We start from the raw sequence: 18851 nt of genomic DNA on the forward strand, positions 1-18851 counted from the left end.
AAACACTTATTATAGAAACAACTTATTTAAGTTGCACCAATCCCATAATTTCCGTGATTATGTGTGAATTTGGCTTTTATAGCCGTTTTCAAATATATCATATCTTATACTGTTCATCAAGTATTTTATTTAGATAAACCTAACTCATCTAAGAATTTTTCTTTTTTAATTCTAATAAATGTACCTTTCATTCCTAAAGAACGAGATTCAATTACGCCAGCACTTTCCAATTTTCTTAATGCATTGACGATTACAGATCTTGTGATACCTACTCTATCAGCAACTTTTGAAGCAACTAATAAACCTTCAGGTGCACCAAGTTCTTCAAAGATATGTTCAATTGCTTCTCTTTCTGAATATGAAAGTGAGTTAATTGCCATATTGATTGCTGCTTTGTCTCTTGCTTCTTGTTCAATTTCATTATGTTTTTCTCTTAATATTTCCATACCAATAACAGTAGCTGCATATTCACCAAGTACTAAGTCATTGTCATTGAAATCTTGAGATACACGTCCAACAACTAATGTACCTAAACGTTCACCACCACCAAGAATTGGGAAAATAGTTGTTTGACTATCTACGAATAATTCTTTGTTTTCTGGTGGGAATACTGTTAATACTTCTTCAATTCCGATATTTGATTTAGTTTGTTCTACATGCATTAATTGATCAGTATATTCTTTAGGAATATGTCTATCTTCTAACATTTTGATAATACGTTCATTGCTTAACAATTCATTTAAGCTTGAACCTAAAATTTTACCTCTTCTTGATACGATGAATACATTTGTCACCGTTACATCACTGATAGTTTTAGCCATATCTTTAAAATCTACAGCAATACCTTTATGCTTTTGTAATAACGTATTTAATTCTCTTGTCTTTGATAATAAACTCATTTAATTTTTTCTCCTTTTTTATAGAATAAATGCGCTTAAGTCTTTATTTGTCGCAATAGATTCTAATTTTTGATTAACATATTCAGGTGTTATATCTACAACTGCATTTGGCATATTCGATGCTTCGAAAGAAAGATCTTCTAGCATTTTTTCAAGTATAGTATGCAGCCTTCTTGCTCCGATATTATCTGTCTCTTGGTTAACTTGAAAAGCAATTTCAGCTAAACGATTAATGGCTTCATCTGTAAAGTTGATTGTCACCATTTCAGTTTCCAACAATGCTTTGTATTGATCAAGAAGTGATTGTTTCGGTTCTTTTAATATTTTAACGAAATCTTCAGTTGTTAAACTATCTAATTCAACACGAATTGGAAATCTACCTTGTAACTCAGGTATTAAATCACTTGGTTTAGACATATGGAACGCACCTGCGCCAATAAACAAAATGTGTTCAGTATTAATTGAACCATATTTCGTTTGAACGACACTACCTTCAACAATTGGTAAGATATCTCTTTGTACACCTTGTCGAGATACATCTTGACCACCGTTACTGTTGCTCACAGCAATTTTATCGATTTCATCGATGAATACCATGCCCATTTGTTCAGTTAATTGAATCGCTTCTTCATTAACGGACTCTTGGTCAATCAATTCATTCGCAATCTCATCTGTTAAAATTTTTCGCGCTGACTTAACTGGCAAGTTTCTTTCAACTTTTTTCTTAGGCATCATTTGACTAAGCATATCTTGCATTTGAGGGTTGTTTTCCATTCCCATCATGCCAAGTGTTTGTTGTTCTTGTTCTACTTTTATTTTGACGATTTCTTCTTCAAGTTCACCGTTTAATAATTGTTTCTTAATATCTTCACGCTTTGTTTTTATTTCTTCGGTTGGTGTTTCTTCGACTTCTTCTTGTTGATTGAAGTTTGGGAATTGTCCACCAAACAATGACTCTAATGGATTATTACTATTACTTTGTGCTTTTTTCTTCATACTTGGCACAAGCAATTTCACTAATTTTTCATTAGCTTTTTGAGTTGCCTCATCAAGAACGCCTTTTTTCTTTTCTTCTTTAACAAGTCGACGACCAACTTCAACAAGGTCACGTATCATACTTTCAACATCTCTACCTACATAACCTACTTCAGTAAATTTAGTAGCTTCTACTTTTACAAAAGGTGCACCAACTAATCTAGCCATTCTTCTAGCTATTTCAGTCTTACCTACACCTGTAGGACCTATCATTAGAATGTTTTTAGGTATGATTTCGTTTCTAAGTTGTTCATCTAATAAACTTCGTCTATAGCGATTTCTTAAAGCTATTGCTACTTTACGCTTAGCATCTTGTTGACCAATGATATGATCATTTAATCGATCAACGATATCATGCGGTGTCATTTTTAATTGATTTTGTGACAACCTTAAACCCCTCCAATTATATTTCTTCAACTTTTATTTCATGGTTTGTAAATACACAAATATCTGCAGCCGTATTAAGTGAAGCTTCTGCAATTTCTTTAGCCGATAAATGAGGTGCATATGATTTAAGCGCTCTACCAGCACTTAAAGCGTAATTACCACCAGAACCAATTGCAATGATACCATCATCTGGCTCAATTACTTCTCCAGTACCACTTACGACTAATAAATCTGTTTCGTTCATAACAATGAGCATCGCTTCAAGTTGACGTAACATTTTATCTCCACGCCATTCTTGAGCAAGCTCAACTGCAGCTCTCGTTAAATTACCGCTATATTCTTGTAATTTAACTTCAAATTTTTCGAATAAAGTAAATGCGTCTGCAACACTGCCAGCGAAACCAGCAACAACTTTATCATGATATAATCTTCTAACTTTTCTTGCTGTTTGTTTCATGATGACTTGCTCACCTAATGTAACTTGACCGTCACCTGCCATTGCAGAATGACCATTATGTCTTATTGCAAATATAGTTGTAGCATGTAATGAAGAACTCATTATCAAATCTCCTTTACGCACGTGGATGTGCTGATAAGTATACTTTTCTTAATTGATCTTTTGTAACATGTGTATATTGACTTGTCGTGGATAAACTTTCATGTCCTAATAAACTTTGAACACTTCTCATATCGGCTCCTTGATTCAACAAATGTGTTGCAAAAGTATGCCTTAATTTATGAGGGTGAATATGATACACACCTTGCGTTCTCTTTACGATTTCGTTGAGTGCATATCTTACACCACGTTCAGTTATAGGTTTACCTCTCATGTTTACTATCAAGAAATCATGATCTAAACGCATTTGACTTCTAAATTGTTCAATATAGTCAACGATTGCACTTTGACAATACTCTCCAAAAGGAACAATACGTTCTTTATTCCCTTTACCTAGCACTTTGACAAATGCATAATTCAAATCAATATCACTTATTTGAATATGAACTAATTCTGACACTCGAATACCTGTTGCATAAAGCAACTCAAGTATGACGCGATCTCTTATATTCGTTTTTTTACCATCATCTAGTGTCTTAAATAGCTTTTCCATTTCTTCTTCATAGAAAAAGCTTGGTAAATGATGTTCTTTTTTTGGATGTACAAGTTGAATAAATGGATTCTGAATATCACTATCAACACTCATCCAATATTGATATAAAGATCTTAATGTAGAAATTTTACGCGAAACACTCGTCCTTTTATGTCCTTTATCATACAAAAACGCAAGGTATCTCCTTGCATCTTTATATTCAAATGATTCTAAGGATAAATGTTCTGATTGTAAAAAATCATTAAATTCATTCAAATCAAGTTGATATGCATTTAAAGTATGGGTGGAAAAATGTTTTTCATAAGTTAACATATCAACAAACTGTTGTTCAATTGTATGTACCATAACTCATTCCTCCCATTTTATCTGAATTGTATCACAATTCTAAAAAATCTTAAAATAATTTACTAAAGCATTACTTTAAATGAATCTAAATGTTTTAATGCACGATTTGCAAGTGTTTCATATCGTTCTTTCTTGTCTTTAATACGTTTTTCTAATGTAGGTAATAAACCAAAGTTCGCATTCATCGGTTGGAAGTTCTTATTATTATTCGCATGTGTAATGTAATAAGCCATACTTCCGATTACTGTTTCTCGAGGGAAAACGATTGGATCAAGTCCAGAAACGAGTTTACTTGCATTAATTCCTGCAATCAGTCCACTCGCTGCACTTTCAACATATCCTTCTACACCAGTCATTTGACCAGCAAAGAATAAATCTTCTCTTGATTTTAATTGATAAGTTTCTTTAAGAGCATTTGGTGAATTAATGAAAGTATTTCGATGCATCACACCGTAACGTACGATATCAACATTTTCTAATCCAGGTATAAGTGAAATAACTTCTTTTTGCGCGCCCCATTTTAAATGTGTTTGGAAACCTACGATATTATATAAAGTTCCAGCTGCATCATCTTGTCTTAATTGAACAACTGCATATGGTCTTTTACCAGTTTTAGGATCTTCTAAACCTACAGGCTTCATAGGACCAAATAATAAAGTTTTCTTACCACGTTCTGCCATAACTTCAAATGGCATACAACCTTCAAAATAAATTTCTTTTTCGAATTCTTTTAAAGGCACAACTTCAGCATTTATAAGTGCATCATAAAAAGTATTGAATTCTTCTTCAGTCATTGGACAATTTAAGTATGCTGCATCACCTTTGTCATAGCGTGATTTCAAATATACTTTATCCATGTTAATAGATTCTTTTTCAATAATTGGTGCAGCTGCGTCATAGAAGTACAGTTGTTCTTCACCCGTAATGTTCATAATTTGTTTCGTTAAACTTTCTGTCGTTAAAGGACCTGTTGCAATAATTGTTGGCCCATCAGGTATCTTTGTAATTTCTTCGTTCTTTACTGTAATATTCGGATGATTTTTTAGCGTGTCTGTAATATATCCCGCAAAATCATGTCGATCGACAGCTAGTGCACCTCCCGCTGGTACACGCGCATTATCTGCTGCTTTTATAATTAATGAATCTAATTGTCTCATTTCTTCTTTTAAGACACCGACAGCATTTGTTAATTGATTACCTCTTAGTGAATTAGAACATACAAGTTCTGCAAATTTATCTGTATGATGCGCTGGTGTTTGTTTTACCGGTCTCATTTCATATAGATTAACATTGAATCCTCTCTTGGCAATTTGATATGCCGCTTCCGAACCTGCTAATCCAGCACCGATAACATTAATTGAAGTCATTATTTATGCCTCCTTGATTTTCGAATTTTTTATTCCATATTGAATTGTATAACAAATCTGAATTTAATCAAATGATAAAGTGATGATAAATTTTAAAAATTAGTGACGTTTTACTATTAAAACAATAAATCAAAAAACAAGTGCAAAAAGTTATGTTAAAAATAACTTTTTGCACTGTATGATAACTATTTTTGTTCTTGCTCTTTATAGTCACAATTTGGACATATAACTTGAGCTGTTTTTCCTTTCTTACGTTCAACAAGTACTGTTTCACATTTAGGACATGAACGATCTAAAGGTTTATCCCATGATGTATAATCACATTCTGGGTATCTTGAACAACCATAGAACACTCTGTTCTTTTTAGATTTACGTTCGACAACTTCTCCCTCTTTACACTTAGGACATTTAACGCCAATCGTTTTAATGATTGCTTTTGTATTTCTACAATCTGGGAAATTTGAACAAGCCATAAACTTACCATATCGGCCCATTTTATAAACCATTGGTGAACCACATAATTCGCAATCCTCACCGGCAGGTTCATCTTTAATTTCAATTTTCTCCATTTCTTCTTCTGCTCTTGCTACATCGATTTTAAAGTTTTCATAGAACATATCTATGACTTTCTTCCACTCAATTTCACCATCTGCTACTTTATCTAGCAATGTTTCCATATTAACTGTAAAGTCAACATCGATAATTTCAGGGAAGTATTCTTTAACTGACTCATGTACGATTTCTCCTAACTCTGTAGGCACAAATCGTTTCTGGTCTAATTTTACGTAGTTTCTTTTTTGAATCGTATCGATTGTAGGTGCATAAGTTGAAGGTCTACCGATTCTTAATTCTTCTAAAGTTTTAACTAAACGTGCTTCAGTGTATCGTGGTGGTGGTTGAGTGAAATGTTGCTTTGGATCGATTTTCTCAGCCGTAACGATGTCACCTTTTTCTAACGGTGGTAATTTACCTTCTTTTTCTTCATCAGTATCATCTTTAGCTTCAACATATACTTTCATGAAACCTTTAAATTTGATTGTTTGACCATTTGCTCTGAATTTTAAATCGCCTTGTGTAATATCTGCTGCAACTGTATCAGCAATAGCAGGTGCCATTTGACTTGCCATAAAACGTTCCCAAATCAATTTATATAATCGATACTGATCTCTAGATAAGAATGTTTTCATTTGATCTGGTGTACGTTCCACACTTGTCGGTCTAACTGCTTCATGGGCATCTTGTGCGCCTTGTTTACCTTTTGTTGCTTTTGCCTTAGATAAATACTCTTTACCGTACTCTTTTTCAATAAATGATGCTGCTTCAGCTTGAGCACTATCAGCTATACGTGTAGAGTCCGTTCTCATATAAGTAATCAAACCAACAGTACCTTGTTTTTTCAAATCTATACCTTCGTATAATTGTTGTGCTAACATCATCGTTTTTCTAGCTTTAAAATTCAACTTACGTGATGCTTCTTGTTGTAAAGATGAAGTTGTAAATGATTTCGCAGGATATCTTAATTTTTCTTTCTTAGTGACTTGTGTAACTTCAAATTTATCTCCATCTAATTGTGTTGTAATTTTTTGTACGTCTTTTTCATTTTTTAATTTAACGGGTTTACTTTTCTCATGTAAAAACTTCGCACTAAATGTTTTAGTTTTATGTTTAAATAAACCTTCGATTGTCCAGTATTCTTCTGGATTAAAATTATTAATTTCGTTTTCACGATCTATAACGAGTCTTAATGCAACAGATTGTACACGACCTGCTGATAAACCTTTTTTAACTTTCTTCCATAACACTGGAGAAATGTTATACCCAACAAGTCTATCTAATACACGTCTCGCTTGTTGTGCATCAACTAATTCATGTTCAATTTCTCTAGGATGCTTAAAGCTATCTTTTACTGCATCTTTTGTTATTTCATTAAATACGACTCTTGATTTTTTATTTTCATCTATATCTAATATATGTGCTAAATGCCACGCAATTGCTTCACCTTCACGATCGGGGTCACTTGCGAGATAAACGTTTTTTGCTTTTTTTGCATAGCGTTTTAAATCTTTAACAACTGGCCCTTTGCCGCGAATCGTAATATATCTAGGTTCATAATTATTTTCAACATCTACGCCCATTTGACTACGAGGTAAATCTCTAACATGCCCCATAGATGCAACGACTTTATATTTTTTTCCTAAATATTTTTCAATGGTTTTTGCTTTTGCGGGCGATTCAACGATGACAAGATTTTCTGCCAAAGTAAGTCCCCCTTGCTATTCTATTGATTACAAATGTAAATGATAAACTGATAAATTCAGCTTTGTCAATTAAAACATTTTATAAAATTTATTTTTGTTCAGTAAATATACAATAATCCTCAACGATATCTTGAGCATTTTGTACGAGCTTAGCACCTTCTTTTATTCTATTATTGCCACCTTTGCTTAAAGATTGAAAAATCGTGCCCGGGCAACAATAAACATTTCTATTTTGTTCCAATGCCAAGTCTATCGTGATTAAAGAACCACTACGTTCATTTGCTTCAGTTACTAATACACCTTGTGACAATCCACTAATAATACGATTTCTTTCTGGAAAACGCCATTTTTGAACTTTCGTTGTTGGATAATACTCAGATATGACGAGGTGATCTTTACGCATCAGTTCACTAATATATTGTGTCGCCTTAGGATAATGGTAATCTAAACCAAATGCGGCAACGCCTATTGTTTGACCACTATACTCTATCGTTTTTAAATGCGCAAAATAATCTGCACCCATTGCCATACCAGAAACAATTGTAATATGCGACTTAACAAGTTCTGGCACGATGGCATCACAAATTTGTTCTGAATATTGTGTAGCCTTCCTTGAACCGACTATAGCCAATTTTTGTTTATTTTGCAATAACGACATTTTACCCATTCCAAAAAGTACAAGTGGATAATCATAAATTTCCTTTAATAAAGTTGGATAACAATCCTCATCAGAAAACACCATTTGAATATTTCTTTTCTCTAATGAAGAACGTATTTTATCTATATTACTATCATTATATTTGTGATACATCGTTAATATTGTTCTCTCTTTTAAACCACTTTTATATACAAAATCAATAAACGCTGTTCTATATGAAAGAAAATTTAACTCAGGATCATAACGAATCATCTTGTGAATTTGATTAGTCGTAAAACCACTGTAAATTAATTTCAAAATTGATTGTTGATAATCATTCATAAATATACACCTCTTATAATGTAGATTTTTTCTATTTTTGGCGGGCGGCTAACGATCTTGTTTTGGTTTCTTGAGTGTTAGAATTTCTAACGATCTTGTTTTACACTCTTGATCGTTAGCGCAGCGTTCACTCCTCATTTTTAAAATTTTAAACGGCTAACGATCTTGCTTTACTTTCTTGGACGTTAGAATTTCTAACGATTTTGTTCCTCACTTTTGATCGTTAGCGTCGCATCACCTACTAAATTCTTCTAAATAATAAGTCTTATACCTTTGACCTTTACTCTTAAAATGTTGATTGCATATTCTTTTTACAGTTTGAACATTATTTGCTTCACACCATTCAACTGCTCCCGGTATCGTAAATCCTTCTTTTTCTTTTATTATGGCTAGTTCCATTATGTTGAAATAGTAAAGTTCCACCCGTTTAAATTTTTTCAAACAATTTGTACAAGGTATAATCTTCTTCTTTTCTTCAATTATAATAGTATGTAACTTTTTACAACCTGGACATTTTATACCTTTCGCAATCTTATTAAAAGCAACCCTTTCGACTGGTTTAAATCTATGAGTAAATATTTGCTGCTTACCTATAATTTGCTGAATTATTTGCTTATCTTTATGGATGGATTTGCTGTGATCTAAATAGTTTTGGAAATTTATAAAATTCTGAGTGCAATAGTACTTGCGAGCGGTTTGGTATGTGGTTTCTAAATGTAAATGTGGGATTTGAAAATACTATATAGTGATTTATTGGTAGGTTTAGATTCATTTCTTGAAGTATTGATTGGAGGGTGTTTTTAGCTTTGTATAATTGTACAAATGGTGATGTGTAAAGTTTATTATAAGAACCCTTTAACTTTATTCATAATCTCAAAATCATGAGCTTCTTCATTTAATCTTGATGTTAGTGTATTTACATATACTGCTTCATTGTTGTGATTCATGCCTCACTCCTGTTTGTTAATATTTTACATATATTATAGTTTATGCATTTAATATTGTCTACAAAAAAACCACTAACAAACTAAAAATTAGTTCATTAGTGGGATATATAAATTTAAACACCAAATAAGCACAGTGCTTTTCTATTGAAGAAAGACACTGTACTTATATATATGGTTATTATTTAACTGTTAGACATTTTTCATATAAACCGTCTTCTTTTTTAATACGGTTTATAAGTGTTTCAGCGATTACAGATGGTGTATCTGCTGTATCAATACCACAGTCATTTAAAGTTTTGATTTTTTCAGATGCAGTACCTTTACCGCCTGAAATGATTGCTCCAGCATGACCCATACGTTTTCCTGGAGGTGCTGTTTGACCACCAATGAATCCAACTACTGGTTTTGTCATGTTAGCTTTAATCCATTCAGCTGCTTCTTCTTCAGCTGTACCACCGATTTCACCAATCATAACAACTGCATATGTTTCGTCATCTTCATTAAATGCTTTTAATACATCAATGAAGTCTGTACCATTAACTGGGTCCCCGCCAATACCAACAGCTGTCGTTTGACCGATACCTGCTTGAGTTAATTGATGAACCGCTTCATATGTTAATGTACCTGAACGTGAAACTACGCCTACGTGACCTTTTTTATGGATGTAACCAGGCATAATACCAATTTTACATTCGTCTGCAGTGATCACACCAGGACAGTTTGGTCCTACTAAGCGCGTTTTCTTACCTTCTAAGTATCTCTTAACTTTAATCATATCAATAACAGGAATATGTTCAGTGATACAAATAGCTAAGTCTAATTCAGCATCTGCACTTTCAATAATTGCATCAGCCGCAAATGGAGCTGGTACATATATTACTGAAACAGTTGCGCCAGTTTCAGCCACTGCTTCTTCTATAGTGTTAAATACTGGTACACCTTCAACCACTTGCCCACCTTTACCAGGTGTTACCCCAGCAACGATTTGAGTACCGTATTCTAGCATTTGTTTAGTATGGAAAAGTGCTGTTGCACCCGTAATACCTTGAACTAATACTTTTGTATTTTTATCGATGTATACACTCACGTAACTCTCCGCCTTTCTTATCGTTCTTGAACTAATTTAACAATTTTTTGAGCACCATCAGCCATGATAGATGCTGGCTCGATTGCTAAACCAGATTCTTTTAAGATTTGTTTACCTTGTTCAACATTAGTACCTTCAAGTCTTACAACTAAAGGCATATCTAATTCAACTTCTTTAGCAGCAGCTACAATACCTTCAGCAATGACATCACATTTCATGATTCCACCGAAAATATTTACAAAGATACCTTCAACTTGTGAATCACCTAAGATGATTTTGAATGCTTCAGTAACTTTTTCTTTTGTTGCGCCGCCCCCAACGTCAAGGAAGTTAGCCGGATTACCGCCAAAGTGATTAATTGTATCCATCGTAGCCATAGCTAAGCCAGCTCCGTTTACCATACAACCAATGTTTCCATCTAGTGCGATATAAGATAAATCGTATTTAGAAGCTTCGATTTCTTTTTCATCTTCTTCTTCTAAATCACGCATTTCAACGATATCTTTATGTCGGAATAAAGCATTATCATCGAAGTTTACTTTTGCATCAAGTGCTAATACTTCACCACTACCTGTCGTAACAAGTGGGTTAATTTCAACAATTGAGCAGTCTTTTTCTACAAACACATTATATAAAGACATCATTAATTTAACAGCTTTGTTAACTGATTCTTTAGGGATGTTAATATTAAATGCTATTCTTCTAGCTTGGTAAGGCATTAATCCAGTAACAGGATCAATCACTTCTTTGAAGATTTTTTCAGGTGTTTCTGCAGCAACTTCTTCAATTTCAGTTCCGCCTTCTTCTGAAGCCATTAAAGTAATTCTATCTGTAGCTCTATCGATAATGAACCCAATGTAATATTCTTTTTGAATATCGCATCCTTCTTCGATAAGAAGACGTTTTACTTCTTTACCTTCAGGGCCAGTTTGATGTGTAACAAGTACTTTGCCTAATAATTCTTTAGCATATTCACGTACTTCATCAATTGATTTAGCAATTTTAACGCCACCAGCTTTACCACGTCCACCAGCATGGATTTGCGCTTTAACAACATATACATTTGAATCTAATTCTTTCGCTTTTTCTACTGCTTCAGCAGGTGAAAAAGCCACTGAACCATTAGGTACAGCTACGCCCATAGAGCGAAAAATCTCTTTACCTTGATACTCATGGATATTCATTCTCCATCCTCCTAATACATACAATAATGTTTGCTTACTTCTCAATTATAGAAAATGTAAGCGTTATTGTAAACAAGGAGAGTCCAATTTTACGAATTGTTAGACTAATATTTCACTTTTGATTTGATAGGTTCGAAAGTTTTACGGTGTATCGGTGTAATACCATAATTTTCGAGCCCTTCTAAATGTGATTTTGTGCCGTAACCTTTATTTTTATCAAAATCATATCCAGGATACTCAATATGGTATTGGGACATTAACTTATCACGATATTCTTTAGCAATCACACTCGCTGCTGCTATAGAAACACTATTTAAGTCTCCTTTTATAATAGATGTTTGTGGAATGCCATTATCTAACTTCATCGCATCAATCAACAAGTGGTCTGGTTTGATTGACAATTGATCTATCGCTCGTTGCATCGCTACCTTTGTTGCTTCATATATATTGAGTTCATCAATTTCTTCTACCGTTGCAATGCCAATACCTACCGCACGTGCACGATTATATATTTCTTGTTCGAAATAAGAACGTTTAGCTTGTGATAAAGCTTTCGAATCTGTAATGCCTAAATATTGATGATCTTGTTCAAGAATGACCGCGCTTGCTACGACTGGACCTGCAAGTGGACCTCTCCCTACTTCATCAATCCCACAAATTACAGCATCTTTGTTTAAGTCTAATACTTGTTTTTCATATTGATTCATTTGAATATATTTAAGATGAAGTTGTTCTATTTTTTCTAACTGCTTGATTCGCTTGCTTAAAGCATTTTGAACTCCTTTACGTTCATCTTCGTTATAAGGTGATGCTTCAACTTCTTGAATCTTTAAATATTGATTAATCTCTTCAACAATTTCTTTAATGCTCTTCTGTTTCATGCATGCCATCCTTCATTTCTTCATATATATCGAAGCAGTAATGACCAATTTTAGCATTACGTAAATCTCTAATGATTAACTCAGTAACAGACTCATAATCCACTTCATTACCACGTTTTAACATGCCTCTTCTTTTACCTATTTGATCGAACAATCCGATAACATCACTATCTTCAGGTAATTCTATTTGATAAAATTGTTTTAATTTTTCTGGATCATGATCGATTAAAAAGTTTAATCCATATATCGCAACTTCATCTAAATGTACAATACTGTCTTTAATTGCGCCTGTTAAACTTAGCTTTTTACCGATTGTTTGGTCTTCAAATTTTGGCCATAAAATCCCTGGTGTATCTAACAATTCTAATTCTTTTCCTACTTTAATCCATTGTTGTTTTTTCGTTACACCCGGTGTATTACCTGTTTTAGCAATTGATTTTTTGGCTAATTTATTGATAAGTGTGGATTTACCTACATTCGGAATACCAACAATCATTGCTCTAATTGCTCTCGGACGAAGACCTTTACGTTTTTCTCTATCAAATTTTTCTTTAGTGGCAGCTTGTGCAGCTTTCATAAGCTCGCCTAAATGCTTACCATGTTTCGAATCAATTTGAACTGGGAAAAAGCCTTGATTTTTAAAGTATTGCGTCCATTTATCTGTCTCACTTTGTTTTGACATATCTTTTTTATTAAGTATTACAACACGAGGTTTTTGTTTAACAATGTCATCAATCATTGGATTTCTTGAAGATAACGGAATACGTGCATCGACTAATTCGAATACCACATCTACCATTTTTAATTGTTCTGTTACTTCGCGTCTCGCTTTGGCCATATGACCTGGAAACCATTGAATTGTCATTTATATTTATCCTTTCTTATCTTAAACTATCGAAATATGATATATTAACCATATCTATATAGGAGGTTTGTTATGTTTATTTCAATTATAGTTCCTCTTTATAATGAGGAAACTAACATCTCTATTTTACATGAAAAAGTATCAAACGTCTTTTTAAATTTGCCACATCAATTCGAAATCATTTTTGTTGATGATGGTTCTACAGATGCTTCTTTAAATTTAATTCAATCACTATCAGAAAAAGACAAGCATGTTAAATACATATCTTTCTCTAAAAATTTCGGCAAAGAATCTGCTATGTATTGTGGACTTGAGCACAGTATAGGCGATGCTGTTATTATTATGGATTCAGACCTTCAACACCCACCCGAGATAATCCCTCAAATGATTGAATTACATCTTGAAGGCTATCAACAAGTTGTCGCATTACGCAATCGCGACAAAGAGTCATTTTTCAAAAGAATTCCAGCTAAAATATTCTATAAATTATCTAGAAATATGATTGATGTTAAGTTAAAAAGTGGTGAAGGTGACTTTCGATTAATCTCTAAAGAAGTTGTACAATCTATCATTAAAATGACTGAGTATAATCGATTCTCTAAAGGTATTTTTGAATGGGTTGGCTTTAATAAGACAACGATTACATATAATCATCAAGATAGAAATCAAGGACGTTCTAAATATTCCAGCTTTAAATTAATCGATTACGCAATTGATGGTATCGTTAGTTTTAATAATAAACCGCTTCGACTATGCTTTTATTTTGGTGGTATTACAATGTTTATCTGTCTTCTATATATTTTAATTACATTTATAAATATTATGATACATGGCATCGAAGAACCCGGTTATTTCACAATTATTTCTGCCATTTTATTCCTAGGTGGCCTTCAATTATTTAGTTTAGGTGTTATAGGTGAATACATTGGTCGAATTTATTATGAAACAAAAGATAGACCAAAATATATTATTCAACAAACAAACCTTAAATCTCACGAATAACACATATAGGTGAATCAAATGATAAATAAAAGCAAAACATTTTTGAATAACAACACTATTTTTAAATACATTTTACTTTTCGGTATTTTAGCCATTTTAGGTCATAGTTACATACTTTATCGCTATTTTAAAGATGGTATTATTTTTACTGGTCCAAATGATGGCATCGAACAAATGTTGCCAATTCAAATGTATTTATATGAACATTGGACACATGGAACATTTTTCTATTCAACTGATTTAGGTCTTGGTGGAGATATGTTTATGGATTTGTCTTATTACTTCTCTACAAATATTTTGTTCATTATAAATGTCATTTTTGTTTGGTTAGGCTCATTTATCTTCCATTTTAATACGAATCATATGTTATTTTGGGCTCAGAATGCCATTGTCATATCAATCGTAAAGTCATTTTTAATTATGAGTTTTACCTTTTTGTATGTTAAGAAGATTGGCTTAAATCGAACTGCTTCAATAGTTGCTGCTTTTCTATTTGCAGTTTCTCCTATTTATTTTAGATTTACTGTATATTGGCCATTCTTTAGCGATGTCTTTGTACTATTACCATTATTATTATTCAGTATTGAAAGATTTTTAAAAGATAAAAAGATTGGCATGTTTATCTTAATCGTTGCCTTAACGTTTATCAATAACTTTTATTTTGCATACTATCAGTTTTTAACAGGGCTCATTTACTTTTTCTATCGATTTATTTTTCAACATAAGGCTGATATCGTACCAAGAATACAACAACTCAAATTACTTGTAGTAGCAAGTATACTTGGTCTTGGAAGTAGTTTATTTATTTTCTTCCACTCTGCCAATGGTTTCATTGGGAATAATCGTGCAATTTATAATGGAACGATTCCATTACTGTCTAACTTTAATAAACATGACAATATATTCTATGACAATTATTTAATTGTTGTACTTTTTATAGCCATTCAGGCACTTTTAACAATAAAGCTTTACAAACATTATTATTATAGATTATTTAGTATTTTCACAATCATCTTAATGATTGCGAGTTTTATACCTTATGTAGATAGTATTTTTAATGGCTTTTCTGCTCCACAAAAAAGATGGCATTATTTATTAACGTTCTTTTCTAGTGGTTTAATTGCAAGTTACGTATATTACTTTAAATCGATCAGTATCAAGCAATATATCATCACGGCGATACCAGGTTTTGTTGTCATTTTTTCAAGTTATTTCGTAACTAAAGATTATGTCAGTTGGATTTGGATGGTACCTATTCTATTTATAATAGGATTACTCGTATTAACCATAAAGCGTTTTACACGTTTATTAACAATTGTATTTGCGACAATGATTTTGTTAACTTCTTTCTTAGTCTCAAAAGATTATAGTAAGAACCAAATCTATCACGATGATCATGAAAGACGTGCGAATAAATTCTTTATTCAAGCTAGTACGTTTGATAGTGGTTTACAACGCAGTCATGTATCACATTTAAATCATCAATTGAATCCTGATGAAAGATTAGGATGGCGCGTATTAACACAAGACAATACACCTATGTATCAACATTTTAAAGGTCTTAGTTTATACTCTAGTATTTTTGATGGCAGTTTGAATCAATATCTATTTGAAGATGCAAAAGTTAATCTACAGAATGAATCATTAAGTCGTTATAGCGATATGCAAGATCGATCAAACTTATACAGTCTTTGGTCAACAAAGTATATAATGAAGAAATCATACCAGAAATCATCACCAGCAAACTTTAAATTGATTCAAGACGATGGGAAATATCAAATATTGGAAAATGAGCAACCGTTACCTGCAGTTAAAGTAACCGATCAATATTATGATGCCAATGATATTGATAATCCATTAGATCTTGAACATGCCATGATAAAAGGTGTTGTTACAACAGATAAAGATAAAGTTAATTCAGAAATAAACAAAACACCGAATCTTTTAAATCAAACTACCATTACAACACGTGATGCCGATTATCAACACAATATGTTGACCGTGCCTCGAAATGGAGATGGTTTAACGATTCAGCTACCTAAAAAGTTAACGAATCGATATCAAGATTTATATTTAATGTTACATTTAGAACGGGAATTACCACAATCAAACTTTACAATTCAAGTAAATGATTATCCAAATAATCGTCTCTTCCAAGATTCAAAATATCGCATGAATCAAGATGATTTACTTTATCGTGTGCCAGTACCTAAAGATGGTAAAATATTTATCTCATTAACGAATGGGAAATATAAATTACAATTACAAGGTTTATATGGTGAAAATTATCAAACGTTGAAGCAAGCTCATAAAGAGAAACGTTATACTTACCATGAAAAAAACAGGAAAATTAATATATCTTTAAAAGAACACAAAAAAGGAACAGCAGTCATCAATATACCGTATAGAGAAGGCTTAAAGGCTAAAGTAGACGGTAAAGACAAAGCCATTCACAAAGTCAATCACATTATGTCAGGTATTGATGTAGAACAACAAGACAAAGATATAGAAATCACTTATCAACCACCCTATTTTAAAACGATGATTTTGGTTTCATTTGTTTCAATTATTTTAAGTATCGTCTTCACAAGAAAAGTGAATAGGAAGCTGCAAACTTAAATATATTCGACCCTTATTAGTCAATAAAAAATAAGCATATCACCAGCAACTGAGTAATCAGTTCAGTGATATGCTTATTTATTTTGTGTCGGGATATATGTCCCAATCACTTAAACGCTTAGCAAGCAATGCCAAGGTTTATATTATCTAATTTCTTTAATACGAGCAGCTTTACCACGTAGGCTACGTAAGTAGTAAAGTTTCGCACGACGTACTTTACCGCGACGTTTAACTTCGATTTTCTCGATTTTTGGAGTGTGTACAGGGAATGTACGCTCAACACCAACACCGTAAGAAATTTTACGAACTGTAAACGTTTCAGAAATTCCGCCACCACGACGTTTAATAACTACACCTTCGAACACTTGGATACGTTCGCGGCTACCTTCAACGATACGTACGTGTACAGTTAAAGTGTCACCAGCACGGAATGTTGGAATATCCGTACGTAATTGGTCTTTTGTTACTGCTTCGATTAACTTATTATTACTCATTATATTCTCTCCTTCTGACTATGTTCTTGCCCAATGTAATTGTTTCATATAAATGCTAGCAGCGGATCATAGTGAATTTGTGCTCACACACTTATATTAATATATCACATTGTACAAGTTGATTCAATCTATTTTTTGTTATCATTTAAGAAACGTTTATCCGCTTCTGTTAATGGATAACTTTCTAACAAATCTGGTCTTCTCTGTTGTGTTCTTAATAATGATTGTTTATGTCTCCATTTTTCAATGTTTGCATGATTCCCAGATAATAATACATCTGGTACTTTTAAACCTTCATAATCAGCTGGTCTTGTGTACTGAGGATGTTCTAGCAATCCAGATGAAAATGAATCATCTTCATGTGATACTTGATTACCAAGAACACCTGGTATTAGTCTTACGATTGCATCTGTCATTGTCATGCTCGCAAGTTCTCCACCTGTTAATACAAAGTCTCCAATTGATATTTCATCCGTTACACAATGTTCTCTAATACGCTCATCATATCCTTCATAATGACCACAAATAAAAATAATATGATCACTTTCTGATAAAGACTCCGCTTTCGCTTGTGTGAATGGCTCACCTTGTGGACACATTAAAATCACGCGCGTATTTTCATCTTTATCTAATGATTGAAGCGCATTGAATACAGGTTCTGGTTTAAGGACCATACCTTGTCCGCCACCATAAGGGTAATCATCAACTTGTGAATGTTTATTATTCGCAAAATCTCTAAAATTCACTGTATTAAATTGAACAATTTCTTTATCTTGTGCTCGTTTCATTATGGAATGATTGAGTACACCTTCATACATTTCAGGAAACAGTGTTAAATAATCAATCTTCATCAGTCTAATAAACCTTCTAATGGTTCAATTTTAATAGTCTTCAGATCAACATCAACATGTTTAACAACATCTTCAATATAAGGAATTAAATATTCTTTATCTCCCTTAACGACCCATACATCGTTAGCACCTGTCTCCATTATTTCGATTACTCTACCTAACGCTTCTTCATCAACGAACACTGTACAACCAATAATGTCTGAATAATAATATTCATTTTCTTCAAGTTCAATCGCTTCATTTGATTCTTCTTGGTAAATTTTAGAACCTTTTAAATGTTCGATATCATTAATGTTATGAATACCTTCAAACGTTAAAAGATGAAAATTCTTATGCATTCTATGTGATGCTATAGTAAATGAAAATGATTCATTATTTTTCTTAACTGTAATAAGTTGACCTTTTTGAAATCGTTCATCGGTAAAGTCAGAATCTGATAATATTTTCACTTCACCTTTAATACCATGTGTATTAACAATTTTGCCTATTTCAACATTCATTGAGCCGTGCCTCCTCAACTGTTTCATTAATTATTAACATTA

16 protein-coding genes are annotated in these 18851 nt (G+C 32.7%); 2 read left to right on the plus strand and 14 right to left on the minus strand.

All coding sequences use genetic code 11. The features are described from left to right. Window positions 1-125 precede the first annotated feature (125 nt). The 11 genes from codY to ylqF all read right to left on the minus strand — a co-directional run bounded on the left by codY (window position 126) and on the right by ylqF (window position 13343). Complete coding sequence (gene codY / locus LQ694_RS05990) at window positions 126-899, minus strand: GTP-sensing pleiotropic transcriptional regulator CodY (protein WP_025905322.1); 774 nt, start codon at window positions 897-899, stop codon at window positions 126-128. An 18-nt stretch (window positions 900-917) separates the two neighbouring features. Next, on the minus strand, window positions 918-2300 hold the full coding sequence (hslU, locus tag LQ694_RS05995) for an ATP-dependent protease ATPase subunit HslU (RefSeq protein ID WP_048542780.1): 1383 nt from the start codon (window positions 2298-2300) through the stop codon (window positions 918-920). A gap of 37 nt (window positions 2301-2337) precedes the next feature. After that, the gene (gene hslV / locus LQ694_RS06000; protein ID WP_037560086.1) at window positions 2338-2880 is read right to left on the minus strand and encodes an ATP-dependent protease subunit HslV; all 543 of its coding nucleotides are present in this window, start codon (window positions 2878-2880) and stop codon (window positions 2338-2340) included. A gap of 13 nt (window positions 2881-2893) precedes the next feature. Further along, complete coding sequence (gene xerC, locus LQ694_RS06005) at window positions 2894-3775, minus strand: tyrosine recombinase XerC (RefSeq protein ID WP_048542559.1); 882 nt, start codon at window positions 3773-3775, stop codon at window positions 2894-2896. A gap of 62 nt (window positions 3776-3837) precedes the next feature. Further along, on the minus strand, window positions 3838-5142 hold the full coding sequence (trmFO, locus tag LQ694_RS06010; protein ID WP_048542557.1) for an FADH(2)-oxidizing methylenetetrahydrofolate--tRNA-(uracil(54)-C(5))-methyltransferase TrmFO: 1305 nt from the start codon (window positions 5140-5142) through the stop codon (window positions 3838-3840). A gap of 185 nt (window positions 5143-5327) precedes the next feature. Continuing rightward, complete coding sequence (gene topA / locus LQ694_RS06015) at window positions 5328-7400, minus strand: type I DNA topoisomerase (RefSeq protein ID WP_218696608.1); 2073 nt, start codon at window positions 7398-7400, stop codon at window positions 5328-5330. Between the two features lie 88 nt (window positions 7401-7488). Then, window positions 7489-8379: a DNA-processing protein DprA gene (dprA, locus tag LQ694_RS06020; RefSeq protein WP_058611083.1), complete on the minus strand. Its 891-nt coding sequence runs from the start codon at window positions 8377-8379 to the stop codon at window positions 7489-7491. Window positions 8380-9504: 1125 nt separating this feature from the next. After that, window positions 9505-10413: a succinate--CoA ligase subunit alpha gene (gene sucD / locus LQ694_RS06025; RefSeq protein WP_025905314.1), complete on the minus strand. Its 909-nt coding sequence runs from the start codon at window positions 10411-10413 to the stop codon at window positions 9505-9507. A gap of 17 nt (window positions 10414-10430) precedes the next feature. Then, a complete protein-coding gene (sucC, locus tag LQ694_RS06030) occupies window positions 10431-11597 on the minus strand; it encodes an ADP-forming succinate--CoA ligase subunit beta (RefSeq protein WP_239771854.1) in 1167 nt (388 codons plus the stop codon). Window positions 11598-11701: 104 nt separating this feature from the next. Further along, a complete protein-coding gene (locus LQ694_RS06035) occupies window positions 11702-12478 on the minus strand; it encodes a ribonuclease HII (protein WP_058611086.1) in 777 nt (258 codons plus the stop codon). Further along, window positions 12459-13343 (minus strand): ribosome biogenesis GTPase YlqF, encoded by an 885-nt coding sequence (ylqF, locus tag LQ694_RS06040; RefSeq protein WP_058611087.1) that lies wholly within the window; start codon window positions 13341-13343, stop codon window positions 12459-12461. The genes LQ694_RS06035 and ylqF overlap by 20 nt, the downstream gene beginning before the upstream one ends. Window positions 13344-13415: 72 nt before the next feature. Between ylqF and LQ694_RS06045 the strand changes: the two genes are divergently transcribed. Both LQ694_RS06045 and LQ694_RS06050 read left to right on the plus strand, forming a co-directional pair. Further along, the gene (locus LQ694_RS06045; RefSeq protein WP_096791347.1) at window positions 13416-14345 is read left to right on the plus strand and encodes a glycosyltransferase family 2 protein; all 930 of its coding nucleotides are present in this window, start codon (window positions 13416-13418) and stop codon (window positions 14343-14345) included. Window positions 14346-14363: 18 nt separating this feature from the next. Beyond that, window positions 14364-16964 (plus strand): YfhO family protein, encoded by a 2601-nt coding sequence (locus LQ694_RS06050; RefSeq protein ID WP_218696610.1) that lies wholly within the window; start codon window positions 14364-14366, stop codon window positions 16962-16964. Between the two features lie 143 nt (window positions 16965-17107). Here LQ694_RS06050 and rplS read toward each other — a convergent pair whose 3' ends face one another. From rplS to rimM, 3 genes are all read right to left on the minus strand, one after another. After that, the gene (gene rplS / locus LQ694_RS06055; protein ID WP_025905308.1) at window positions 17108-17458 is read right to left on the minus strand and encodes a 50S ribosomal protein L19; all 351 of its coding nucleotides are present in this window, start codon (window positions 17456-17458) and stop codon (window positions 17108-17110) included. 128 nt (window positions 17459-17586) lie between these two features. Beyond that, the gene (gene trmD / locus LQ694_RS06060) at window positions 17587-18309 is read right to left on the minus strand and encodes a tRNA (guanosine(37)-N1)-methyltransferase TrmD (protein ID WP_096791345.1); all 723 of its coding nucleotides are present in this window, start codon (window positions 18307-18309) and stop codon (window positions 17587-17589) included. Next, entirely contained in the window at window positions 18309-18809 is a 501-nt protein-coding gene (rimM, locus tag LQ694_RS06065) for a ribosome maturation factor RimM (RefSeq protein WP_231493041.1), read from the minus strand. Before rimM ends, trmD begins: the two co-directional genes overlap by 1 nt. Window positions 18810-18851 lie beyond the last annotated feature (42 nt).

The sequence above is a fragment of the Mammaliicoccus sp. P-M58 genome (assembly GCF_022386165.1).
GTDB classification, from domain to species: domain Bacteria; phylum Bacillota; class Bacilli; order Staphylococcales; family Staphylococcaceae; genus Mammaliicoccus; species Mammaliicoccus sciuri.